General features: G+C 60.3%; 20 protein-coding genes and 1 pseudogene. 14 read left to right on the top strand and 7 right to left on the bottom strand.

The window, feature by feature from the left end; genetic code table 11:
* Positions 1-2: 2 nt before the first annotated feature.
* The 9 genes from murD (at position 3) to lpxC (ending at position 10,467) form a co-directional block, all read left to right on the top strand.
* Positions 3-1,349, top strand: a complete 1,347-nt coding sequence (murD, locus tag ACZZ0B_RS02265) for a UDP-N-acetylmuramoyl-L-alanine--D-glutamate ligase (protein ID WP_008082774.1) — start codon at positions 3-5, stop codon at positions 1,347-1,349.
* Complete coding sequence (gene ftsW, locus ACZZ0B_RS02270; RefSeq protein ID WP_008082773.1) at positions 1,346-2,563, top strand: putative lipid II flippase FtsW; 1,218 nt, start codon at positions 1,346-1,348, stop codon at positions 2,561-2,563. The genes murD and ftsW overlap by 4 nt, the downstream gene beginning before the upstream one ends.
* The gene (murG, locus tag ACZZ0B_RS02275; protein WP_008082771.1) at positions 2,553-3,623 is read left to right on the top strand and encodes an undecaprenyldiphospho-muramoylpentapeptide beta-N-acetylglucosaminyltransferase; all 1,071 of its coding nucleotides are present in this window, start codon (positions 2,553-2,555) and stop codon (positions 3,621-3,623) included. The genes ftsW and murG overlap by 11 nt, the downstream gene beginning before the upstream one ends.
* Positions 3,616-5,076, top strand: coding sequence for a UDP-N-acetylmuramate--L-alanine ligase (gene murC / locus ACZZ0B_RS02280; RefSeq protein ID WP_008082770.1), 1,461 nt, complete (start codon positions 3,616-3,618; stop codon positions 5,074-5,076). Before murG ends, murC begins: the two co-directional genes overlap by 8 nt.
* Positions 5,073-6,032 (top strand): D-alanine--D-alanine ligase, encoded by a 960-nt coding sequence (locus ACZZ0B_RS02285; RefSeq protein ID WP_242206793.1) that lies wholly within the window; start codon positions 5,073-5,075, stop codon positions 6,030-6,032. The genes murC and ACZZ0B_RS02285 overlap by 4 nt, the downstream gene beginning before the upstream one ends.
* A 4-nt stretch (positions 6,033-6,036) precedes the next feature.
* Entirely contained in the window at positions 6,037-6,903 is an 867-nt protein-coding gene (locus ACZZ0B_RS02290; RefSeq protein ID WP_008082766.1) for a cell division protein FtsQ/DivIB, read from the top strand.
* Positions 6,904-6,918: 15 nt separating this feature from the next.
* Complete coding sequence (ftsA, locus tag ACZZ0B_RS02295; protein ID WP_008082764.1) at positions 6,919-8,178, top strand: cell division protein FtsA; 1,260 nt, start codon at positions 6,919-6,921, stop codon at positions 8,176-8,178.
* A 68-nt stretch (positions 8,179-8,246) separates the two neighbouring features.
* Entirely contained in the window at positions 8,247-9,443 is a 1,197-nt protein-coding gene (ftsZ, locus tag ACZZ0B_RS02300; RefSeq protein WP_007916986.1) for a cell division protein FtsZ, read from the top strand.
* Between the two features lie 112 nt (positions 9,444-9,555).
* Complete coding sequence (lpxC, locus tag ACZZ0B_RS02305; protein WP_008082763.1) at positions 9,556-10,467, top strand: UDP-3-O-acyl-N-acetylglucosamine deacetylase; 912 nt, start codon at positions 9,556-9,558, stop codon at positions 10,465-10,467.
* A gap of 151 nt (positions 10,468-10,618) precedes the next feature.
* On the opposite strand, the gene ACZZ0B_RS02310 is transcribed toward lpxC, so the two are convergent.
* From ACZZ0B_RS02310 to ACZZ0B_RS02340, 7 genes are all read right to left on the bottom strand, one after another.
* Complete coding sequence (locus ACZZ0B_RS02310) at positions 10,619-12,127, bottom strand: sensor domain-containing diguanylate cyclase (protein ID WP_463544290.1); 1,509 nt, start codon at positions 12,125-12,127, stop codon at positions 10,619-10,621.
* A 222-nt stretch (positions 12,128-12,349) separates the two neighbouring features.
* Complete coding sequence (locus ACZZ0B_RS02315; RefSeq protein WP_463544291.1) at positions 12,350-13,666, bottom strand: OprD family porin; 1,317 nt, start codon at positions 13,664-13,666, stop codon at positions 12,350-12,352.
* A gap of 194 nt (positions 13,667-13,860) precedes the next feature.
* A complete protein-coding gene (locus tag ACZZ0B_RS02320; RefSeq protein ID WP_008088915.1) occupies positions 13,861-14,082 on the bottom strand; it encodes a hypothetical protein in 222 nt (73 codons plus the stop codon).
* Between the two features lie 304 nt (positions 14,083-14,386).
* Positions 14,387-15,751, bottom strand: a complete 1,365-nt coding sequence (locus ACZZ0B_RS02325; protein ID WP_463544292.1) for a heavy metal sensor histidine kinase — start codon at positions 15,749-15,751, stop codon at positions 14,387-14,389.
* Positions 15,741-16,418, bottom strand: coding sequence for a heavy metal response regulator transcription factor (locus tag ACZZ0B_RS02330; protein WP_007916978.1), 678 nt, complete (start codon positions 16,416-16,418; stop codon positions 15,741-15,743). Before ACZZ0B_RS02330 ends, ACZZ0B_RS02325 begins: the two co-directional genes overlap by 11 nt.
* 9 nt (positions 16,419-16,427) lie before the next feature.
* Positions 16,428-19,541, bottom strand: a complete 3,114-nt coding sequence (locus ACZZ0B_RS02335) for a multidrug efflux RND transporter permease subunit (RefSeq protein WP_008088919.1) — start codon at positions 19,539-19,541, stop codon at positions 16,428-16,430.
* Positions 19,538-20,698: an efflux RND transporter periplasmic adaptor subunit gene (locus ACZZ0B_RS02340; RefSeq protein WP_212545547.1), complete on the bottom strand. Its 1,161-nt coding sequence runs from the start codon at positions 20,696-20,698 to the stop codon at positions 19,538-19,540. The genes ACZZ0B_RS02335 and ACZZ0B_RS02340 overlap by 4 nt, the downstream gene beginning before the upstream one ends.
* A 1,139-nt stretch (positions 20,699-21,837) precedes the next feature.
* Here ACZZ0B_RS02340 and ACZZ0B_RS02345 point away from each other — a divergent pair.
* From ACZZ0B_RS02345 to ACZZ0B_RS02365, 5 genes and pseudogenes are all read left to right on the top strand, one after another.
* On the top strand, positions 21,838-22,200 hold the full coding sequence (locus ACZZ0B_RS02345; RefSeq protein ID WP_463544293.1) for a DUF6124 family protein: 363 nt from the start codon (positions 21,838-21,840) through the stop codon (positions 22,198-22,200).
* 218 nt (positions 22,201-22,418) lie between these two features.
* Positions 22,419-22,724: a type 1 fimbrial protein gene (locus tag ACZZ0B_RS02350; protein ID WP_440094407.1), complete on the top strand. Its 306-nt coding sequence runs from the start codon at positions 22,419-22,421 to the stop codon at positions 22,722-22,724.
* Between the two features lie 111 nt (positions 22,725-22,835).
* Positions 22,836-23,075 carry a hypothetical protein gene (locus ACZZ0B_RS02355; protein ID WP_008083852.1) on the top strand — a complete coding sequence of 80 codons (240 nt, stop codon included), beginning with the start codon at positions 22,836-22,838 and terminating at the stop codon, positions 23,073-23,075.
* A 165-nt stretch (positions 23,076-23,240) separates the two neighbouring features.
* A pseudogene (locus ACZZ0B_RS02360) lies at positions 23,241-23,522 on the top strand (PAS domain-containing protein); the annotation flags it as partial.
* 201 nt (positions 23,523-23,723) lie between these two features.
* Entirely contained in the window at positions 23,724-24,830 is a 1,107-nt protein-coding gene (locus ACZZ0B_RS02365; protein WP_463546903.1) for a methyl-accepting chemotaxis protein, read from the top strand.
* The last annotated feature ends 14 nt before the right edge of the window (positions 24,831-24,844 follow it).

Below are 24,844 nucleotides of genomic sequence, written 5' to 3' on the forward strand. Positions count from 1 at the left end.
GAGTGTCTCTGATCGCTTCTGACCACTTCCGCATCGTTGTCGGCCTCGGCAAGAGCGGCATGTCCCTGGTTCGCTTCCTGGCGAACCGGGGCACGTCGTTTGCCGTGGCGGACACGCGGGAAAATCCACCGGAACTGGCCACGCTCAAGCGTGACTATCCGCACGTGGAAGTGCGTTGTGGCGAGCTGGACGTCGAATTCCTCTGCCGTGCCGACGAGCTCTACGTGAGCCCCGGCCTGGCGCTGGCGACCCCGGCCCTGCAAGCCGCTGCGGCCCGTGGCGTGAAACTGTCCGGCGACATCGAGCTGTTCGCGCGTAACGCGCAGGCGCCGATCGTGGCCATCAGCGGTTCCAACGCGAAAAGCACCGTCACCACCCTGGTCGGCGAGATGGCGGCTGCGGCCGGCAAACGCGTCGCCGTCGGCGGCAACCTCGGCACTCCGGCGCTGGATCTGCTCAGCGACGACGTCGAGTTGTACGTGATGGAGCTGTCGAGTTTCCAGCTGGAAACCACCGACCAGCTCAACGCCGAAGTGGCGACCGTGCTGAACATCAGCGAAGACCACATGGATCGCTACAGCGGTCTGCCGGCGTACCACCTGGCCAAGCACCGGATCTTCCGGGGTGCCAGGCAGTTTGTGGTCAACCGTCAGGATGCCCTGACCCGTCCGTTGATGGGCGAGGGCCAGCCGTGCTGGACCTTCGGCCTGAGCAAACCGGATTTCAAGGCCTTCGGTATTCGCGAAGAAGATGGCGAGAAGTACCTCGCGTTCGAATTCCAGAACCTGATGCCGGTGCGTGAGCTGAAGATTCGCGGCGCGCATAACCAGTCCAACGCCCTCGCGGCACTGGCGCTTGGGCATGCCGTGGGCCTGCCGTTCGACGCCATGCTCTCGGCCTTGCGCACCTTTGCCGGTCTCGAACATCGCTGCCAGTGGGTACGTGATCTCGACGGCGTGGCGTACTACAACGATTCCAAAGCCACTAACGTTGGCGCCGCTCTGGCGGCCATCGAAGGCCTCGGTGCGGACATCGACGGCAAGGTCATCCTGATCGCCGGTGGCGATGGCAAGGGTGCCGAATTCAACGATTTGCGTGATCCGGTGGCGGCCAACTGCCGCGCCGTGATCCTCATGGGGCGCGACTCCGACAAGATCGGCGCAGCCATCGGTGATGCCGTGCCATTGATTCGCGCGACCTCGCTGGTCGACGCCGTTGCGCAATGCCGCGCCGCCGCCCAACCGGGTGACGTGGTGCTGCTGTCGCCGGCCTGCGCCAGTTTCGACATGTTCAAGAATTATGAAGACCGTGGTCACCAGTTCGTCCGCGCTGTGGAGGATCTGGCATGAGCCTGTTCAATATCATCAAGCCGTATCCGTCGCCGATCATCACCGGGCGCGGCATCGACCTCGATTTCCCGATGCTCGCTGGTTGCCTGGCGCTGCTTGGTCTCGGGTTGATCATGATCGCCTCGGCGTCCACTGAAGTGGCAGCCGCACAGTCGGGCAGTCCGCTGTATTACATGATCCGCCACCTTATTTATGTGGTGCTGGGCCTGGGCGCGTGTGTCATCACCATGATGATTCCGATCGCCACCTGGCAACGTCTCGGCTGGCTGATGCTGCTCGGTGCGTTCGGCTTGCTGGTGATGGTGATCATTCCCGGCATCGGCCGAGAAGTGAACGGTTCGATGCGCTGGATCGGTTTCAGCTTCTTCAACGTGCAACCGTCTGAAATCGCCAAAGTGTTCGTGGTGATCTACCTCGCCGGTTATCTGGTGCGGCGTCAGAAGGAAGTGCGCGAGAGCTGGATGGGCTTCTTCAAGCCGTTCATCGTGCTGCTGCCGATGGCCGGCCTGTTGCTGATGGAGCCGGACTTCGGTGCCACCGTCGTGATGATGGGCGCTGCGGCGGCGATGCTGTTCCTTGGCGGGGTCGGGTTGTTCCGCTTCTCGCTGATGGTGGTGTTGGCGGTCGGGGCCGTGGTCTTGCTGATTCAGATGCAGCCGTACCGAATGGCGCGTCTGACTAACTTCGCTGATCCGTGGGCCGACCAGTTCGGTGCCGGTTATCAGTTGTCGCAAGCCTTGATCGCCTTCGGTCGCGGTGAATGGCTCGGCGTCGGCCTGGGCAACAGCGTGCAGAAGCAGTTCTACCTGCCGGAAGCGCACACCGACTTCGTGTTCTCGGTACTGGCTGAAGAACTCGGTGCGGTCGGTTCGTTGTGCACCGTCGCGCTGTTCGTGTTCGTGTGTATTCGCGGCATGTACATCGGTCTGTGGGCGGAGAAAGCCAAACAGTTTTTCGCTGCGTATGTGGCTTACGGGTTGTCGTTCCTGTGGATTGGTCAGTTCCTGATCAACATCGGTGTGAACGTCGGTCTGTTGCCAACCAAGGGTCTGACCTTGCCGTTCCTCAGTTACGGCGGTAGCTCGTTGGTGATTTGCTGTGCCTGTCTCGGCTTGTTGCTGAGGATCGAGTGGGAGAGTCGAACCCACCTGGGCAGTGAAGAGATGGAATTCCATGAGAGCGACTTCGCCGAGGAGCCGAATCATGGGCGCTAACGTATTGATCATGGCCGGCGGAACCGGCGGCCACGTGTTCCCGGCGCTGGCCTGTGCCCGCGAGTTTCAGGCGCGCGGCTACACCGTGCACTGGCTCGGCACGCCACGCGGGATCGAGAACGAACTGGTGCCGGCGGCAGGTCTTGAACTGCACCGCATCAACGCTACCGGCCTGCGTGGCAAGGGCAAGCTGTCGCTGCTCAAGGCGCCGTTCATGCTGCTCAAGTCGGTGTGGCAGGCGCGCGCGATCATTCGTCGCTTGAAGCCAGTGTGTGTGGTCGGTTTCGGTGGTTATGTGACTGGCCCTGGTGGCCTCGCCGCGAAACTGGCCGGCGTGCCGGTGATCGTTCACGAGCAGAACGCCGTCGCCGGCACCGCCAATCGGTTGCTGGTGCCGTTCGCCGCCCGAGTGTGTGAAGCGTTCCCCGACACCTTTACTCTGTCGGACACCCGCCGTACCACCGGAAACCCGGTGCGCAGCGAGCTGTTCCTCGACACATCGCGACCAGCCCTGGCCGGTCGCAAAGCGCGTTTGCTGATCCTCGGCGGAAGCCTGGGCGCAGAACCGTTGAACAAATTGCTGCCTGAAGCCCTGGCCCAAGTCGCTGTCGATTTGCGCCCGGAAGTGTTTCATCAGGCCGGCAAAAACCACGATGAAGTGACTGCAGAACGCTACCGCGCCGCCGGCGTCGATGCGCAGGTGCAGCCGTTCATCAAAGACATGGCCCAAGCCTATGGCTGGGCTGACCTGGTGGTGTGCCGTGCAGGCGCGTTGACCATCAGTGAGCTGGCTGCCGCCGGTCTGCCCTCGATGCTGGTGCCTTTGCCCCACGCGATCGACGATCACCAGACTCGCAACGCCGATTATTTGGCCCGTGAAGGCGCTGCCTTCCTGATGCCGCAAAGAACGACTGGTGCCGCGGACCTTGCCGCGCGCCTGACAGAGGTCTTGATGCAACCGCAACGACTCGAAGATATGGCCCAAGCGGCCCGCCGTCTGGCGAAACCCGATGCCACCCGTAGCGTGGTCGATACCTGTCTGGAGGTGGCCCATGGTTGAGAATCAGAAAGCCATGCCGCAACCGGAAATGCGCCGCATCCGTCGCATCCACTTCGTCGGCATCGGCGGCGTGGGCATGTGCGGTATCGCCGAAGTGTTGTTGAACCTGGGCTATGAAGTGTCCGGTTCCGACCTGAAAGCTTCGCCGGTCACCGAGCGTCTCGAATCGTTCGGCGCACACATCTACATCGGCCACCGTGCCGAGAACGCCGCGACCGCCGATGTACTGGTGGTGTCGAGCGCTGTGAACACCTCCAACCCGGAAGTGGCGACTGCGCTTGAGCGCCGCATTCCAGTGGTGCCGCGTGCGGAAATGCTCGCTGAACTGATGCGCTATCGCCACGGCATCGCCGTCGCCGGTACCCACGGCAAAACCACCACCACCAGCCTGATCGCTTCGGTGTTCGCCGCCGGTGGTCTGGACCCGACCTTCGTTATCGGTGGCCGTCTGAATGCTGCGGGCACCAATGCCCAGCTCGGCACCAGCCGCTACCTGATCGCCGAAGCCGATGAAAGCGATGCGAGCTTCCTGCATCTGCAACCGCTGGTGGCCGTGGTTACCAACATCGACGCCGACCACATGGCGACCTACGACGGCGACTTCAACAAACTGAAGAAAACCTTCGTCGAGTTCCTGCACAACCTGCCGTTCTACGGTTTGGCGGTGATGTGCCTGGACGACCCGGTGGTGCGCGAAATCCTGCCGCTGGTGAAACGTCCGACCGTGACCTACGGCTTCAGCGAAGACGCTGACGTGCGCGCGATCAATGTTCGCCAGCAAGGCATGCAGACCTTCTTCACCGTGCTGCGTCCTGACCGCGAGCCGCTGGATGTTTCCGTGAACATGCCGGGCAACCACAACGTGCTCAACTCGCTGGCGACCATTTGCATCGCCACCGACGAGGGCGTCAGCGATGAAGCCATCGTTCAGGGCCTGTCGGGTTTCCAGGGTGTCGGCCGGCGCTTCCAGGTCTACGGCGAACTGCCGGTAGACGGCGGCCACGTGATGCTGGTCGACGACTATGGTCACCACCCGACCGAAGTCGCCGCAGTGATCAAAGCCGTGCGCGGTGGCTGGCCGGAGCGCCGTCTGGTGATGGTCTACCAGCCGCACCGTTACAGCCGCACCCGCGATCTGTACGACGACTTCGTCAATGTATTGGCCGATGCCAACGTGCTGCTGCTGATGGAAGTCTATCCGGCCGGCGAAGAGCCGATCCCGGGCGCCGACAGCCGCAAGCTGTGCAACAGCATCCGCCAGCGCGGTCAGCTCGACCCGATCTACATCGAGCGTGGCGTCGATCTGGCGCCGCTGGTCAAGCCGCTGCTGCGCGCCGGCGACATCCTGCTGTGTCAAGGCGCCGGTGATATCGGCGGTCTCGCGCCGAAGCTGTTGAAAAGTGAATTGTTCGCTGGCGCCGTGGCGGCGTCGGTCGAGGGGAAGTTGAAATGACTGCTGCCTACGCCAAGCTGTTTTCCACTATCGCGCCGAAAGACTTCGGCCGCGTCGCCGTGCTCTTTGGCGGTCTGAGTGCCGAGCGTGAGGTTTCGCTGAAATCCGGTAACGCCGTACTCGACGCCCTGCAAAGCGCTGGCGTGGACGCGTTCGGCATCGACGTTGGCGACGACATTCTGCAACGTCTGCTCAGCGAAAAAATCGACCGTGCCTTCATCATTCTTCACGGCCGTGGCGGTGAAGACGGCAGCATGCAGGGCCTGCTCGAAGTGGCGGGCATTCCGTACACCGGCAGCGGCATTCTGGCTTCGGCACTAGCGATGGACAAACTGCGCACCAAGCAGGTCTGGCACAGCCTCGGGATTCCGACGCCGCGTCACGCCGTGCTGTGCAGCGAAGCCGATTGTATTTCGGCGGCGACGGAACTGGGCTTCCCTTTGATCGTCAAACCGGCGCATGAAGGTTCAAGTATCGGGATGGCCAAAGTGAGTTCTGCGTCCGAGTTGATCGACGCATGGAAAGCGGCCAGTACCTACGATTCGCAAGTTTTGGTTGAGCAATGGATTCAAGGTCCGGAGTTCACCATCGCCACCCTGCGTGACCAGGTTTTGCCTCCAATCGCCCTGGGTACACCGCACACGTTCTACGACTACGACGCCAAGTACATCGCCAACGATACCCAGTACCGCATTCCCTGCGGGCTGGATGCCGCCAAGGAGCAGGAACTCATGGATCTCACGGCCAAGGCCAGTGAGGCGCTGGGTATTGCCGGTTGGGGCAGGGCAGACGTGATGCAGGACGCCGACGGGCAGTTCTGGTTCCTCGAAGTTAATACCGCTCCGGGCATGACCGATCACAGTCTGGTGCCGATGGCGGCCCGTGCGGCCGGTCTGGATTTCCAGCAACTGGTACTGGCCATTCTGGCCGCCAGTGTTGAAGACGCTAGAGGTTAAGACCATGCAAGGCGCTCAGCTCCGACATCAGCCTCCCGCACCCGGCCGCAAGCCGGTGCCACGGGGTGCCAGCCGTATGGTGGCGAAAGAGCCGATGTCCGCGCGCCTGCCGAAAGCCAATTTTGGGTTTCTGAAAAGCCTGTTCTGGCCGGTGCTCTTGGTTGTGCTGGGTTTTGGGACATACGAAGGTGCAACGCGTTTGCTGCCGTACGCCGACCGGCCGATCACCAAGATCGCCGTGCAGGGCGACCTGAGCTACATCAGTCAGCAAGCGGTGCAGCAGCGGATCGCCCCGTTTGTGGCGTCGAGCTTCTTCACCATCGACCTGGCCGGGATGCGCACCGAGCTTGAGCAGATGCCCTGGATCGCCCACGCCGAAGTACGTCGGGTGTGGCCGGATCAAGTGGTGATCCGCCTCGAAGAGCAACTGCCGGTGGCGCGATGGGGCGACGAGTCGTTGCTGAACAACCAGGGCCAGGCGTTTACGCCCAAGGAGCTGGCGAACTACGAACACCTGCCACAGCTGTTCGGCCCACAACGGGCTCAGCAGCAAGTGATGCAGCAGTATCAGGTGCTGAGCCAGATGCTGCGGCCGTTGGGCTTCTCGATTGCGCGCCTGGAATTGCGTGAACGCGGCAGTTGGTTCCTGACCACCGGTGCCGGCAGTTCCGGCCCCGGCATCGAGTTGCTGCTGGGACGCGGCAACCTGGTGGAAAAGATGCGCCGCTTTATCGCCATCTATGACAAGACGCTTAAAGACCAGATTACGAACATTGCGCGCATCGATCTGCGCTACGCCAACGGCCTTGCTGTTGGCTGGCGGGAACCTGTAGCGCCGACGACAGACAAACCCGCTGTCGCAAAGAATTAAGAAGAGGCAGGACCCATGGCAAACGTGCAAAGCGGCAAAATGATCGTCGGTCTCGATATCGGCACCTCCAAGGTGGTGGCGCTGGTCGGCGAGGTCTCCGACGACGGCTCGCTGGAAATCGTCGGGATCGGTACCCATCCGTCCCGTGGCCTGAAGAAGGGCGTGGTGGTCAACATCGAGTCCACCGTGCAATCGATCCAGCGCGCGATCGAAGAAGCCCAACTGATGGCGGGCTGCCGCATTCACTCGGCGTTCGTTGGCGTGGCGGGCAATCACATCCGCAGCCTGAACTCCCACGGCATCGTCGCGATCCGTGATCGCGAAGTCAGCTCGGCTGACCTTGAGCGTGTGCTCGACGCCGCCCAGGCCGTGGCGATCCCGGCTGACCAGCGCGTGCTGCACACCCTGCCGCAGGATTACGTGATCGATAACCAGGAAGGCGTTCGTGAGCCACTGGGCATGTCCGGCGTGCGTCTGGAAGCCAAGGTTCACGTGGTCACCTGCGCCGTCAACGCCGCACAGAACATTGAAAAATGCGTGCGTCGCTGCGGTCTGGAAATCGACGACATCATTCTCGAGCAACTGGCTTCGGCTTACTCGGTGCTGACCGACGACGAAAAAGAGCTGGGCGTGTGCCTGGTCGACATCGGCGGCGGCACCACCGACATCGCGATCTTCACCGAAGGCGCGATTCGTCACACCGCGGTGATCCCGATTGCCGGTGATCAAGTGACCAACGACATCGCCATGGCGTTGCGCACTCCGACCCAGTACGCCGAAGAAATCAAAATCCGCTACGCCTGCGCCCTGGCGAAACTGGCCGGTGCCGGTGAAACCATCAAGGTGCCAAGCGTCGGCGACCGTCCACCGCGCGAACTGTCGCGTCAGGCCCTGGCCGAAGTGGTCGAGCCGCGTTACGACGAACTGTTCACGCTGATTCAGGCCGAGCTGCGTCGCAGCGGCTACGAAGACCTGATCCCGGCCGGCATCGTCCTCACCGGCGGTACCTCGAAGATGGAAGGCGCCACTGAACTGGCGGAAGAAATCTTCCACATGCCGGTTCGTCTGGGCGTGCCGCATGGCGTCAAAGGTCTGGATGACGTGGTGCGCAACCCGATTTATTCCACTGGCGTTGGCTTGTTGATGTACGGCCTGCAGAAGCAGTCCGACGGGATCTCGTTCTCGGGCATCGGCAGCCGCGACAGCTACAGCAACGAAGAGCCACAGGCGCCGTTGCTGGACCGATTGAAGAAGTGGGTTCAAGGCAACTTCTAAAGCTTTACCGCAACACCGCAACAAAAATGCAGTAGGCGAAAAAACTAGAGAATGTAAGGAGAGGGAAAATGTTCGAACTCGTAGACAACATCCCCGCAAGCCCGGTAATCAAAGTTATCGGTGTCGGCGGTGGCGGCGGCAACGCTGTCAACCACATGGTCAAGAGCAACATCGAAGGCGTTGAATTCATCTGCGCCAACACCGATGCTCAAGCGCTGAAAAACATCGGCGCGCGTACCATCCTGCAACTGGGCACTGGCGTGACCAAAGGCCTCGGCGCCGGCGCGAACCCTGAAGTCGGCCGTCAGGCTGCTCTGGAAGACCGCGAGCGTATTGCCGAAGTGCTGCAGGGCACCAACATGGTGTTCATCACCACTGGCATGGGCGGCGGTACCGGTACCGGTGCTGCGCCGATCATCGCCGAAGTGGCCAAGGAAATGGGCATTCTGACCGTTGCGGTCGTGACGCGTCCGTTCCCGTTCGAAGGCCGCAAGCGTATGCAGATCGCCGACGAAGGCATCCGCATGCTCTCGGAAAGCGTCGACTCGTTGATCACCATTCCTAACGAGAAGCTGCTGACCATCCTCGGTAAAGACGCCAGCCTCTTGTCGGCTTTCGCCAAGGCCGACGATGTACTGGCCGGTGCCGTTCGCGGTATCTCCGACATCATCAAGCGTCCGGGCATGATCAACGTCGACTTCGCCGACGTGCGTACCGTGATGAGCGAAATGGGCATGGCGATGATGGGCACTGGCTGCGCCAGCGGTCCGAACCGTGCACGTGAAGCGACCGAAGCGGCCATCCGCAACCCGCTGCTGGAAGACGTGAACCTGCAAGGCGCACGCGGCATCCTGGTGAACATCACTGCCGGTCCTGACCTGTCTCTGGGTGAGTACTCCGACGTGGGTTCGATCATCGAAGCCTTCGCTTCCGAGCACGCCATGGTCAAGGTCGGTACCGTTATCGACCCGGACATGCGCGACGAGCTGCACGTGACCGTGGTTGCCACCGGTCTGGGCGCGAAAATCGAGAAGCCTGTGAAGGTCATCGACAACACCGTTCACACTTCCATGGCTTCCGCTCAGGTGCAACAACCGGCTGCGGCCCGTCAGGAAGCGCCAGCGGTCAACTATCGTGATCTGGACCGTCCGACCGTCATGCGCAACCAGGCTCAGGCCGGTGCTGCGGCTGCCGCGAAGATGAATCCGCAAGATGATCTGGACTACCTGGACATCCCGGCATTCCTGCGTCGTCAGGCCGATTGATGGAATGTATCAGGGCTATGAAGGTGATTGGTGTTCAGCAAAGGCATGGTCTGCTATCATCGCCAGCCTTTGTTGATACCAGTTCGCAATTTGCGCTGAAGCGGCCCAAGCCATGATTAAACAACGCACACTGAAAAATATTATCCGTGCCACAGGTGTAGGCCTGCACTCCGGTGAGAAGGTCTATCTGACCCTCAAGCCTGCGCCTGTCGACACTGGCATTGTGTTTTGTCGCGCTGACCTCGACCCTGTGGTGCAGATCCCTGCCCGCGCGGAAAACGTCGGTGAAACCACTATGTCGACGACGCTGATTAACGGCGACGTGAAAGTGGACACGGTAGAGCACTTGCTCTCGGCCATGGCTGGCCTGGGCATCGATAACGCCTACGTCGAGCTCTCCGCGTCCGAAGTCCCGATCATGGATGGCAGCGCTGGACCCTTCGTATTCCTGATTCAATCGGCAGGCCTGGAAGAACAGGACGCCGCCAAGAAATTCATCCGCATCCTGCGTGAAGTGACAGTGGAAGATGGCGACAAGCGCGCCACTTTCGTCCCTTTCGAAGGGTTCAAGGTGAGCTTCGAGATCGATTTCGATCACCCGGTTTTCCGGGACCGCACCCAAAGTGCAAGCGTGGATTTTTCCAGCACTTCGTTCGTAAAAGAAGTCAGCCGCGCCCGTACCTTTGGTTTCATGAGTGATATCGAGTACCTGCGCAAGCACAACCTCGCACTCGGCGGCAGCGTTGAAAACGCAATCGTTGTCGATGCCGATGGCGTACTGAACGAAGACGGCCTTCGCTATGAAGACGAATTCGTGAAGCACAAGATCCTCGATGCCATTGGCGACCTGTACCTTTTGGGTAACAGCCTGATTGGTGAGTTCAAAGGCTTCAAGTCCGGTCATGCACTGAACAACCAGCTGTTGCGCAAGTTGATTGAGCAAACAGATGCTTGGGAAGTGGTGACGTTCGATGACGCCAGCACCGCACCAATCTCTTACATGCGCCCGGTTGCGGCGGTGTAAGTAAAAAACCTCTCTAGTTTTTTGAAGGCCATCCTCGGATGGCCTTTTTTTATGCCCCTTTTTTCAGAAGCAAAAGATCGCAGCCTTCGGTAGCTCCTACAGGAACCGCATTCCAATGTAGGAGCTGCCGAAGGCTGCGATCTTTTGATCTTCAGGCAGCCACCACCACCCGATTCCGCCCACCTTCCTTGGCCTGATACAACGCTTTGTCCGCCGCAAACAACAGCTGCTCCAGCGTCATCTCACTCGCCGACGTCCAGGTCGCGATGCCAATACTTACCGTCATCGGCCGCTCAGCCCCTTCGACCCACGGCAATTGCTCCACCGCCTGCCGAATATGCTCGGCAATCTGCTGCGCCCCATGACCGTCGGTCTCAGCCAGAATCACCGAAAACTCCTCGCCGCCATACCGCGCGACCAGATCCGCCGGTCGCCGTACATTCGCCGCGATCACCTTGGCCAGTTCGCGCAGCGCCCGATCCCCGGCCTGATGCCCATGCCGATCATTGAACGCCTTGAAATGGTCGGCATCGATCATCATCACCGACATCGGCTTCCCCGAACGCTGGGCCCGAAACCATTCGTGACGCAGCGCCTGATCGAGCATTCGACGGTTGGCGACACCGGTCAGCGCATCTGTGGCTGCCAGTTGCGCCAGTTCGTGCTCGGCGCGCTGGCGTCGGCGCAGTTCGCGGGCCAGCAGCCAGGTCAGCCACAGCAAACCCACGCAGAGCACGCCCGTGGCGCCGCTTATCAGGATCGCGGTGCGGCGCCAGGTGGCGAATACTTCATCGCTGGACAGCGCGACCATCACCGTCAGCGGCAGGTTGCCAACGCGCGAATAGGTATAGAGACGCTGCTGATGATCCATGCTCGAGGTGCTGCTGAAACTGCCGTTGCCATCCTTGTCGCGCAGTATGCGAATGACATTGGGCCGATTGCCGAAGCTCTTGCCGATCGAATCGCTTTGCAGATAAGGCTTTTGCGCCAGCAGGACGCCGTCGTTGTCGATGATGTTCAGCGTGCTGTCTTTGCCGATGTCGAGGCTGTTGAACAACTGGTCGAAGTAGTCGAGCTTCATTGAAGCCACGGCGACGCCGACAAATTCGCCGGTGTCCGAGGATATCCGCCGGCTGAAGCTGATTCGCCACTGGTTGGCTTCATCACAGTCGCAACGGGTCTTGAACGGCCGGCTGATGAACATGCCGACATCGCGATTGAAGGCGTGGGCAAGGAAGTAGTCGCGGTCGGCGAAATTGCCCGGTTTCGGTTCGACCCGCGAAGAGTCGGCGAGCACGTCGCCATGCTTGTCGAGGAGCAGGATGTCGCCCTTGAAACGTGCGGTGGTGGAACGGTCGAACAGCGCCAAGTGGCGGACCTGCGGAGTGACATCGCGCAAATCATCGCGCTGGGCGGCGGCGATCAGGCCTTGCAGGGTCAGGTCGTAGAGTTCGACGGTGCGCAACACATCGGCGTCGATCAACTGGGCGATGGTGGTGGCGCTGCGGGTCGCCGATTCCTGAGCGTTGGCGTGCTCGCGGATCAGCAGAAAGGTGACGATGCATAAAATCGCGATCACGGTCAGCGAGCTGACGCAAATCAGCAGCAGTTCGGGGCGTCCGGTCTTGCCCGAAACCGGAGGGGTACGGCTCGCGATCATGATGGGGTTATCGATTAGGGGATCTTATAAGCGTAGTTGCACAAACACTGCGGGGGATAACACTAAAAAAGATCTACTGTGGCGAGGGGATTTATCCCCGATGGGCTGCGAAGCGGCCCCAAAAAAGGGTCTGCTGCGCAGCCCATCGGGGATAAATCCCCTCGCCACAAAAAACATTTCAATCAAAATTTGTATCAGATCGCAATTGATTTGATGCTGATCTTAGAAGACGTTGATCGGGTAGTCGATGATCACGCGGTATTCATCTGTGTCTGAATCAATCGCGCCGTAGCCGTTGCCGCCACGGTTGGTCGCCCATTGCAGGCGTACCGCCAGGTCTTTCGCCTGGCCGCTTTGCACCACGTACTTGAGATCGATATCGCGCTCCCAATGTTTGGCATTGCGCCCTTCAGCGCTGTACCAGTTGGAATAGCCCTTGCCGTCAGGATCGACCTTGGTCAGATCCACCGTCCCGCGCGAGTACGACACCGCCGACGTCAGCCCCGGATAACCCACACCGGCAAAGTCATAGGCGTACTTGAGTTTCCACGAGCGCTCATTCGGGCCGTTGAAATCCGAGTACTGCTGCGAGTTGTCGAGGTAAACGCTGTCGCCCTGGCTGATGTAGTCGAACGGCGTGTTGCCGTTAACCCGCTGATACGCGGCGGTGACGCTGTGGCTGCCGACGCCCACGGTGAAATGCAGGCTGTAGGTGTTGTTGTCGATGTTGCCGAGCAGCGCATCGCCGGTGTCTTGCGTGTGATAAAAGTGCAGGCCCGGGTTGAGGCTGACCAGATCGTTCAACTGCCAGGTGTAATCCAGGTCGTAGTAGTACTGGTTCCAGATGTCCTTCAGCTCAGAGGCGTAAAGGCTGCTGGTCAGGCCTTCGACACCGCTCCACGCCACGCCGGCCCAGTTCAGGTGCTGGCTCTCATCGCCGTCGGCCAGGGTGCCGTAGGAGGTGCCGATGCGCGTATGGCCACTCTGGTTGTACGGCTTGGTGAAACTGGCCTGACCGCCCTCGATCAACCAGCCATCGAAGCTGTGGTTGGTCAGGCTCACACCACGAAACGTCTGCGGCAGCATGCGCGTGTCACCGCCGGCAATTACCGGATTGGTGAGAAACAGGTCACCGGCCTTCAACTCGGTGTCGAACGCACGCATTTTCAACGTGCCACCGGCGGTGGAGAAAGCTCCCGGTGCTTTGCCGCCATTTTCTCGGACCGGCAAGATGCTCGAACCGTCCGTGCCGCCACCGCCGTCGAGTTTCAGCCCGAGCATGGCGTGGGCATCAATGCCGAAACCGACCGTGCCTTCGGTGTAACCCGACTGGAAAATCCCGAGAAACCCTTGGCCCCACTCAATGTTGTCGTCCGCCTGCTGCAAGCGGTTGCGATTCATGTAGTAGTTGCGGGCGTTGAGGTTGAGGCTCGAACCTTCGACGAAACCTTTTTTGGCTGGCTCGTCGGCATGGGCGGCGGGGGCAATCGTTGCGGAAATTGCAATGAACAACGGGGTGAAACGGACTGAGTAACGCACGTGCAATGGAGCTCCTTGGGTCAACTGGCGCCTCTATATTTTGAGGCGCTCGATGTTTCTTGTTGTTACAGACGAACCAAACGGCTTTCAGACCACAACGAAAAAAGGCCGCTGAACGGCAGCGGCCTGGAATGACGACGGTTGAACGGGAAGAGCCAAACAACCGCGTCGAGGGAAACGGTGCGGTGCGCGACTCAGCTGTCTTTTTCCAGCGATTGAGCCTGGGAATTTGCAGCCTGAGGGGCCTGCGTCGCGTCTTTGGCCTTGGCCATCATTTCTGCCTGATGCTGGTCATACGCTTGAGCGCGGGCAGAATTCTGCGCCACGAACGCGTGGGATTCTTCAGCCATCGCCAGCGGCGACAGGATCAATGAGGACAAAACGAAAGCGCTGGCAATACCCATACTGTTGGACATCTTGAAAACCTTCTCGCTTGGCGAGTGTGCTGTTTGGTGCGGGCAAAGATAAGGTTGCCGGGCGACGGGAAACAGCGCGATTTTCATAAATGACTGTTACAGCACAAGCAAAGATCACCCATCCAGTAGTGGTAGAAATCCTTGTGGCGAGGGGATTTATCCCCGATGGGCTGCGAAGCAGCCCCAAAAATCCAGCCTCAAAGAACCCTGTAGATCCTACACACAGGATTTACGACTGCTGCGCAGCCGGTCGGGGATAAATCCCCTCACCACAGTTGACCGCGTTCAGCCATGAAAAAAGCATTCAGACAGGAAGGTGGATGCCAAAGGTATTCATCCCCCGATCACTGCGCACAAACACATCCCCGCCATGCATCAGCGCAATCGCCTTGACGATCGCCAGCCCCAATCCGTGGTTATTGCCGCTGTTGCTGCGCGACGCATCGACCCGATAAAACCGCTCGAACAAGCGTGGCAAATGCTCACTGGCAATCGGCGAGCCGGGGTTGGCGACGCCGATACTGACTTGATGTTCCTCAACCTCAATCCGCACCTCGATCACCTGACCTGGCCCGGTGTGCTGCACCGCATTGCTCAGCAGATTGATCAACGCCCGCCGCAAATGCGCGACCTCGATCTGCACCAGCGCATCACCACTGACCTGCACCTCAACTTGCGCATCTTCAAGAATGAAATCCAGATACTCCAGCGTCGTCGCCACCTCATCGGCCAGCGAAGTCGAGGTGAGTTTGGTCGCCTTATTGCCCTGATCCGCACTGGCCAGAAACAGCATGTCGTTGATGATCGAACGCAACCTTTCCAGCTCTTCCAGATTGGATTGCAGCACTTCGAAATAATGTTCGGCAGAGCGCCCACGGGTCAGCGCCACTTGGGTCTGGCCGATCAGATTGGTCAGCGGCGAGCGCAACTCATGGGCGACGTCGGCGTTGAACGACTCCAGTCGCGAATAAGCCAGTTCGACCCGTTCCAGCGTCGAGTTGAACGAGTCGACAAACTGTTCCAGTTCCGGCGGCAGTGGTGACAAACGCAAGCGCCCGGCCCGCAGCGGCGGCGCCAGACGCTGGGCTTCATGGGAGAGTTTGATCAGCGGTTTCAGGCCGATCCGCGCCACCCAATACCCCAGTGCCGACGCCATCAACACACCGACAATCGCCAGCCCGATCAGGGCGATCAACAGATTGTGCTGAGTCTCGTGAAACGTCTCGGTATCAATGCCGATCATGAAGCGCAGCGGCGGGCGCTGGTCCTTGGCCGGCAACTCGGTCAGCAGCACTTTCAGCGGATAAGGATGCTCGGCCAACTGCAGGTCACGCATGCCCAACGGGCCTTGGGCGAAGGCGCGAATCGCCGTATCCGGCTGACCGTATTCGTAACCCGGATCGCCGCTCACCACCCAGAAACGAATGCGTTTGTCCTCTTCGCCGAGCAGCTTCAACTTGGCGGTGATCTTCGCCCAGTGCTCCGGGGTGCCGAAGCGATTGAGCGCCGATTCGAGCACGCTGTAACGCGCATCCAGCTCGGCTTCCGGCAGCAATCCCAAGCCTTTATCGACCTGCTGATAGAGCGCACCGCCGATCAACAGAAACACCAGCAGCGCCACTAGCGTGAACATGCCACTGAGGCGCAGGGCAATCGAATTACTGGACACCACGGCTCTCCAGCACATAACCCATGCCGCGAATGGTGTGCAGCAGCTTCTCGTCGAACGGCCCGTCAAGCTTGGCGCGCAGGCGTTTGATTGCTACTTCGACGACGTTGGCATCGCTGTCGAAATTGATGTCCCAGACCATCTCGGCGATGGCGGTTTTCGAGAGGATTTCACCCTGGCGGCGAGCCAATACGCTCAGCAGCGAAAACTCCTTGGCGGTCAGATCCAGGCGTGTACCGGCGCGGGTCGCCTTGCGGCTGATCAAATCGATCCACAGGTCGGCAATGCTCACCTGCACCGGTTCATGGCCGCCACTGCGCCGGGTCAGCGCTTGCAGGCGCGCGACCAGTTCAAGGAAGGAAAACGGTTTGCCGAGGTAATCGTCGGCACCGTCGCGCAGGCCTTTAATGCGGTCTTCGACGCGCTCGCGAGCGGTGAGCATGATCACCGGGGTCTGCTTGCGTGCACGCAACGCGCGCAAAACGCCGAAGCCATCGAGGCCCGGCAACATCACGTCGAGGACGATCACCGCGTAGTCGCTTTCCAGCGCCAGATGCAGACCCTCGACGCCGTCGCGGGCCAGATCCACGGTGTAACCCTGTTCCGTCAGACCGCGGTGCAGATAGTCCGCGGTTTTTTCCTCGTCTTCGATAATCAGAACGCGCATGACCCTGCCTCAGTCTGTGGTCGCCAATGCCGGTGCGGGCGATGGGGCTGGTGGGTGTGAGTGCCGGTGAAACAGCCGCTCAAGCCACAAGTATATGACCGGCGTGGTAAACAACGTCAGCATCTGGCTGACCAGCAAACCGCCGACCACCGCGATGCCCAGCGGTTGGCGCAGCTCGGCGCCGGTGCCGTAACCGAGCATCAGCGGCAGCGCGCCGAGCAGGGCGGCGAGGGTGGTCATGATGATCGGCCGAAACCGCGTGATGCACGCTTCGAAAATCGCATCCTGAGGTGATAAGCCTCGGTGGCGCTGGGCTTCCAATGCAAAGTCGATCATCAGGATGCCGTTCTTCTTGACGATACCGATCAGCAACACCAGGCCGATCAACGCCATGATCGAAAAGTCCTGACCGCAGATCCACAGCATGATCACCGCGCCCAAGCCTGCCGCCGGCAACGTCGAAATGATCGTCAGCGGGTGTACGAAGCTTTCATAAAGCACGCCGAGAATGATGTACACCGCCACCAGCGCCGCGAGAATCAGCCATGGCTGACTGGCCAGCGAACTCTGGAACGCCTGCGCCGCACCCTGAAAATTGCCGCTGATCGCGGTGGGCATGCCGATCTCGGCCTTGGCCTGATTAAGCAGAATCACCGCATCACCCAACGCCACGCCGGGCGCGAGGTTGAACGACAGGTTGGCGGCGGGGAACATGCCGTCGTGGGCAATCGACAACGGGCCAATGGTCGGCGCATCGAATTTGGCCAGCGCCGATAGCGGCACCATCTCGCCACTCAGCGGTGAGCGCAGATAGAAATAGTTGAGGCTTTCGGCCTTGCCGCGCTGCTTAGTGTCCAGCTCCAGAATCACGTTGTACTGGTTGACCTGGGTCTGGAATTCATTGATCTGCCGTTGACCGAAGGCGTCGTACAGCGCCTCGTCGACATCGCTGGCGGTCAGGCCAAAACGCGCGGCGGCGCTGCGGTCGATGCTGATGTGGGTGATGCTGCCGCCCAGTTGCAGGTCGTTGGAAATGTCGCGGAATGCAGGGTTGCTGCGCAGTTTTTCCGTGAGGCGTTGCGTCCAGGTGGCGAGTGTTGCGCCGTCGTTGCTCTTGAGCACGTATTGGTACTGCGCGCGGCTCGGGCCGGAGCTGAGGTTGATGTCTTGGCCTGCGCGCAGGTACAGCACGATGCCGGGGACTTTCATCAGTTGCGGGCGGATGCGGTCGATGAACTGGCTGGCGCTGACGTCGCGGTCACCGCGTTTTTTCAGGGCAATCCAGAAGCGGCCGTTGGCGATGGTCTGGTTGCTGCCGGAGACACCCACCGAGTGGGAAAACGCTTGCACGGCCGGGTCAGCGGCGACGATTTCGGCCATGGCCAAGTGTTTTTTCACCATGTCGCCATAGGAAATATCCGCCGCAGCTTCGGTGGTGCCGAGGACGAAACCGGTGTCCTGCACCGGGAAGAAACCTTTCGGGATAAAGATGTAACCGCCGATGGCCAGCGCCAGCGATAAACCGAACACGCCAATCATCAATTTTTGATGAGCGAGGGCGCGGCGCAGGCCTTTCTCATACCAACTGAGCAAACGTTCGCTGAAGCCCGGTTTGTCGTGGGCGTGGTGCACCGGTTTGCGCATGAACAGCGCGGCCAGCGTCGGCGCCAAAGTCAGCGACACCACCACGGAAATCATGATGGTCGAGGTCGCGGTCAGGGCGAATTCCTTGAACAGTCGCCCGACCACACCGCCCATGAACAGCAGCGGAATAAACGCCGCCACCAACGAGAAACTGATCGAGACCACGGTGAAGCCAATCTCGCCAGCGCCCTTGATCGCCGCTTCGCGCATATCGTCGCCGGCCTCAAGGTGCCGGTGGATGTTTTCCACCACGACGATCGCATCGTCGACCACAAACCCCACGGCCACCACGATCGCCACCAGCGTCAGGTTGTTCAGGCTGAAACCGAGGATGTACATCAGGGCGAAACTGGCGATCAGCGATACGCCGAGCACTGCCGACACGATCAGGGTCGCCGACAGCTGGCGCAGAAACAGCGCCATCACCGCGACCACCAGCATGATCGCGATCAACAGGGTGATTTCGACCTCATGCAGCGAGGCGCGGATGGTCTGGGTGCGGTCGATCAGGGTTTTCACTTGCACCGAGGCCGGCAACATCGCTTCGAGGCCGGGCAGGGCGGCTTGAATGCGGTCGACCGTTTCTACGATGTTGGCGCCGGGCTGGCGCGAGATCACCAGGTTCACCCCGGGTTGATCCCCGGCCCACGCCTGCACGTAGGCATCTTCCGAACCGTTGACGACTTTGGCGACATCGCGCAGGTGAACCGGGGCGCCATCCTTGTAGGAAACGATGAGTTGGCTGTAGTCCTCAGGATGGAACAACTGGTCGTTGGTCGACAGCGTCGAGATGCTCGATTCACCGTACAGCGCACCTTTGGCGAGGTTGAGGCTGGTCTGTTGAATCGCCAGACGAATGTCGGCGAGGGTCAGGCCGATCGCCGCGAGTTTGTCCGCCGAGGCTTGTACGCGAATCGCCGGACGTTGCTGACCGGTGATGTTGATTTGTCCTACGCCGTCGATCTGACTGATCTGACGCGAGAGCAGGGTTTCCACCAGATCGCTGAGTTCAGTGCCGGGCATCTGCGTCGAGCTGACGCTGAGGATCAGCACCGGGCTGTCGGCCGGGTTGACCTTCTTCCAGGTAGGCAGCGTCGGCATGTCCTTGGGCAGTTTGCCGGCGGCGGTATTGATTGCCGCCTGGACTTCTTGCGCGGCGGTGTCGATGCTTTTATCGAGGGTGAATTGCAGGGTCAGCAGGCTTGAGCCCAGCGCACTGCTAGAAGTCATCTGGGTCATGCCGGGGATGGCGCTGAATTGCACCTCCAGCGGCGTGGCCACGGATGAAGCCATGGTATCGGGGCTGGCGCCGGGCAATTGCGCGGAGACCTGAATCGTAGGAAATTCCGCTTCCGGCAGTGGGGCGATTGGCAAGCGCGGGAAGGCAATCAAACCGACCAGCACCAGAGCGATGGTCAGCAGGATTGTGGCGACCGGATGATCGATGCACCACGTCGAGACGCCTTTGTGCGCCTTCATGGTTTCGGCTCCGCTTGCACCACCTGCGCCGGTTCGGTCATGACTTGCACGGTCGAGCCGGGCTTGAGCCGCGACTGGCCGTCGGTGACCAGCACGTCACCGGCCTTCACGCCTTTGATGATGTCCTGGCCGCTGCCTTGGTAAACCATCTGCACTTGTACGGCTTCGACCTTGTCGCCATTCACCCGGTAAACGAAGTGTTGGTCGAGGCCACGTTGTACGACGGTGGGTGGGACGACCAGCGCATCTTTGTCGAGGGCTGTCTGAATTTTTACCGTGACCAGCAGACCGGGCCAGAGCTTCTGACTGGCGTTGTCGAACTCGGCCTTGGCGCGGATGGTGCCGGTGTTGGCGTTGATCTGGTTGTCGATCAGGGTCAGGTGACCTTCGCCGAGCAGATTGCCGGTTTCGCCATCGGTGTCGGCGCCGATGTAGGCCTTGACCTGGGCGCGCTGTGGATCGTTGATCAGGCCTTGCAGGGTCGGCAGCATTTGCTGGGGCAGGGAGAATTCAACGGCGATCGGGTCGATTTGGGTGACGGTGAACAGGCCGGCGGTGTCGGTCATGCGCAGGAAGTTGCCTTCATCGACTGTACGAATACCGACGCGGCCGGTGACCGGGGAGCGGATTTGCGTGTAGGAAAGTTGTACCTGCGCGGAATCGATGGAGGCCTGGTTGCCTTGGGCGGTGGCCTTCAATTGGTTGACCAGAGCTTGTTGTTGGTCGTAGGTCTGTTTCGAGATGCCGTCGTCGACGGTGAGCAGTTTGTAGCGTTTGAGGTTGACCAGGGCGACTTGCAGTTGTGCCTGGCTTTCGCCCAGTTGGGCGCGGGCCTGGTCGAGGCTGGCGCGGATGGAGCGGTCGTCGATGGTGGCCAGCAGGTCGCCTGTTTTGACCAGTTGGCCTTCTTTGACGAGGATTTTGGTGAGGATGCCGTCGATTTGTGGGCGCACTACCACGCTGTGCAGGGAGAGTACCGAGCCGATGCCGCTGGTGTAGCGGGGGACGTCTTTTTCGCTGACCGCGATGACTCGCACCGGGATGGCGGTGGGGGTGGCGAGTTTGGTCGGGGCGGGTTTCAGGGCGTACCACAGACCTGCGCCTGCGAGGACGATCAATAGGGTGGCGAGCAGGGCTTTGTTCTTTTGGATTCGCATGCGGGGTGGGCGCCAAGGGTATGGAGTTTGGGCAGGTTGGGTAGTTATAAACTTGTTTGGGGGTCAGGAGGGTGACGGCTGGCTGTCAGCGCTGTCAGTTTCGTGTGTACATATCCGTTGCTGCGGTAACGGCTACTTAGGGTTTCGCCCTGACGGCGACTCACTTTTTTACAAGCGCCTAAAAAAGTAAGCAAAAAACGCTTGCTCCTACGTGCGGCCCGCTCGCTGGGGCTCGGGGTTCCTTCGCTACGGGATCGATCCGGGCGCAGCGCCTACGGTTTGCTTCGCTGCACCTCCTCTCGCTGTGTTTGGCTGCGCCAAACGGTCGCTGCGCTCCCACCCCCGGATCAATCCCTCCACTCAGCCTTCCGACGTCGCCCGTGGATCAAGATCAAGATCAAGAGCTCACCCGAGCTTGCGCTCATCGTGTTGAGTGGTGAGAAGCAGAAGCGGTGTGCGTTCTGCTTTTGCTCTTCGTAGGAGCAGAGCTTACTCGCGATGGCGGCCAACCTATTTATTACAGACTGCACAAAAACCCTGTGGGAGCTGGCTTGCCAGCGATGGCGCCCCGCCAGCCGACCATTTTCTTCAGTTGGCGGCAATCTCATGTAGGAGCTGCCGCAGGCTGCGATCTTTTGATCTGGCTTTTGTTTTTGTAGGAGCAGAGCTTGCTCGCGATGGCGGCCCGCCAGCCGACCATTTTCTCCAGTTGGCGGCAATCTCATGTAGGAGCTGCCGCAGGCTGCGATCTTTTGATCTTGCATCTGACGTCGAACATCAAAAGATCGCAGCCCGCGGCAGCTCCTACATCGGCAGTGGGTGTTTAAACGCGTTTCGAAATGGGTGAACCTTCCCACAAGGTTTTCAGGTTGTCCGTCGGACGTGCGCTCTCTAGGCTTGGGTTGTCGCCGAAAACTCGGCGATCGGGTGTGAGAACCCTTAGGAACTGTTAATCCAACACCAGTACCACCATAATTGCCGCCGGCTTTTTGCTGCCCTGCAATTTTTATGGCGGCTGTGTGCGGGCGAACTTCGGTTCGGCCGGGCTTGTTCCTACCGGTTTCTCACTCCGCACATAGCTGCCACCACTCCGCCGCGTGAGAAACGGCACGTGTTGGCTTTTGACAAGGAACATTTCCATGACTAAGCCCGTACCCGATCCCCCCTTCGAAACAACAACCCCCCTCGAAGACGCCATCCGTGCCGACGACCAGCTAAAAAACCGCGAAGCCATAAAACGCGCCCTCGATTTCTACCTCAGCCCCGACCCGATAAAACCACGCTTGCCCAGCACGATGTTCCTCATCCACCCGAACATCGACACCGAAAGCCTGCTCGCCCACGCTTGCGAATCCCTGGCCTCGGCCAATGTGATGGCCGGCGATTTCGCCGATCAGCTCAGCCGCCCGCAACGCAGCACGGCACTGGCCATCCAGCAGATCGTCATGCTCGCCGAACTGGCGGTCAACCATGTTTTGGATCGGGTTGATCCCCAGCCCTGATCAGGCAGGAACGCCGCGTTATCGTTCATCGCGAGCAGGCTCACTCCTACAGAGAGAATGCATTTCACGTGTGGGAGTGAGCCTGCTCGCGATGACGGTATAACGGTCCCAATTCGGGACTTGTTTGCCAACTATCCTGCTCAAGATCCTCCCCTGTTCGCGGATAAACATTATGTAGCCTGGGTTTTCCGGGCCGCTCACCCCGGGAGGGTCTAGACATGAAGCTGAAAACCGCTCTGCCGTATTTGCTTCTCTTGCTTCCACTCGCAGCCTTCGCTGCACCTGGCAGTCAATCTGGCGAGATCCGTTTTACCGGGCAGATCGTCAATTCCGGCTGTGCGGTCGCACGTGTCGGCGCGTTGTCCGCCGCGCAGTCCCGTCAGGTCGAAATCAAGCCTGGTCTGAAAGTCGAGGTGGACACTGATCGCAACGCTTGCGGCCATCAGTCGCTGCCGATCTCCATGAGCTACGAAGCGCTGAAGACTTCGACCGATAAAGGCATCGTCACCATCACCTACCTGTGAGCCGTTCGGCGTGCGCTGTAAATCTTCAGGTGCCGAGCCATGGCGCGCAGGTATACTGCGCGCCTTCGCGGCTCACTGTTCGGGCCCGACTTTTTGCTTTCCGGAGCTTTTATGACTTCCCCGACCCTGCCGCCGGTTGACGACGCTGTCAGCGATGTCTCGGCTGAACTGGCCGATACCAGCGACACCAAAGCCGAAATTCCGGCCTTCAAGTTCCCGTTCAAACCGGGCGAGCTGGCTTCTGCCAAAGGCTCTAACCAGCCTTGGTACAAGAACGGCGCCAAGAATGGCCACACCAAGACCCCGGGCATGGCGCCGCCGGGCACCCGTCGTTCGATGGGCAAGCGCTGAGTTTTATTCCCGCCTGCGGCCCTCACTGTGATTTTCGATGGCGATGATTATCGAACACAGTGATGGCTAAGTGCTCAGTTCCTGAGCCAGATCAATATTTGACCAATTGGTGCGCTTAGAGTCAGCAGCCCTGCCGACTCTTCCCATAAAACGAGCGCGCTATCCATGAAGATCAATCTCCCGGTGACCGGCCGCAACGTCGACGTGGCGCTGGATGCGAACATTCTTTCGACCACCGATCTGACCAGCGCGATCACCTACGCCAACGACGATTTCATCCAGATCAGCGGTTATACCCGCGACGAACTGCTGGGGACGCCGCACCACCTGCTGCGTCATCCGGACATGCCGGCGCAGGCGTTTGCGCACATGTGGCAGACGCTCAAACGCGGGCGGTCGTGGATGGGGCTGGTGAAGAATCGTTGCAAGAACGGTGATCATTATTGGGTCAGCGCCTTTGTCACACCGGTCACACAGAACGGCGTGGCGGTGGAGTATCAGTCGGTGCGCACGCGGCCAGACGCGCGTCTGGTCGCGGCGGCTGAGCGCGCTTATGCGCAATTGCGCGGTGATCAGATGACGCGCTGGCAACTGCCTGAGATCAGCGTGCAGGCGAAGATCACTGCGCTGGGCAGTGCGTTGCTTGGCATGGTCTTGAGTATCGAGACGTGGCTACGACCGGAGTCGTTCTGGATAGAAGCCGCTGCGTTTGTAGCTGGCAGTGGCGCCTGTGCGTTGGGTGTGCGCTGGATTTTGCGTCCGCTGGTGCGTCTCACCGAACGTGCGAAACATATTGCCGACAACCCTTTGAGCCAGACCATCTACACCGGCCGGGGCGATGAGTTGGGGCAGATCGAGTTCGCCTTGCAGATGCTTGAGGCGCAGGTCGGCGCGGTGGTCGGGCGCATTGGCGATGCCTCGCAGCAATTGGCCAGGCATGCCGCGCAACTGGTCGATCATCTGCAGAGCAGTCATAGCAGTTCACTCGCGCAGCAAGCAGAAACCGATCTGGTGGCGGCAGCGATTCATCAAATGGCCGCCAGTGTCGCGCAGGTGGCCAGCCATGCGCAGCAAGCTTCGGTGGCGGCAGACATGGCCGGAACCGAAACCCGCGAGGGGCATTTGCTGGTGGGTGAGAGTCGCCGTGCGGTGTTGCGTCTGGCGGAAGAGTTGGGGCGCGCCACCGAGGTGATTCATCAGCTCGAAGGTCACAGCAGCGAGATCTCCGGGGTGCTGGAGGTGATCCGCAGCATCGCCGAGCAGACCAATCTGCTGGCGCTCAACGCGGCGATCGAAGCGGCGCGCGCCGGTGATGCCGGGCGTGGCTTTGCGGTGGTAGCGGATGAGGTGCGCGGCTTGGCGCAACGCACCCAGCAATCGACCAACGAAATTCAGCGCATGATCAGTACCCTGCAAAACGGCGCGCGCGATGCGGTGATGGTCATGCAACAGAGCAGCGAGCATGTCGATAACAGTGTCGAACAGGCGCAACGCGCGGCGCGGGCGCTGGACGGGATCAGTGAGCGGGTCGAGCAGATCACCGAGATGAGCCTGCAGATAGCGGCGGCGGTGGAGCAGCAGAGCGCGGTGAGCGAGGACATCAATCGCAACATCGTCAGCATCCGCACGGCGTGCGAGGTGACGGTGGATGAGGGGCGGCAGAGTCAGCAAAACTCTGAGGATGTGGCAGGGCTGGCGGGGGATTTGCGCTTGTTGGCGCGTGAATTCTGGGGGCGGCGGCAGGTTCGCGATTGAGGTCGCCTGCAAAG

It is taken from the genome of Pseudomonas sp. AC247 (assembly GCF_979258015.1).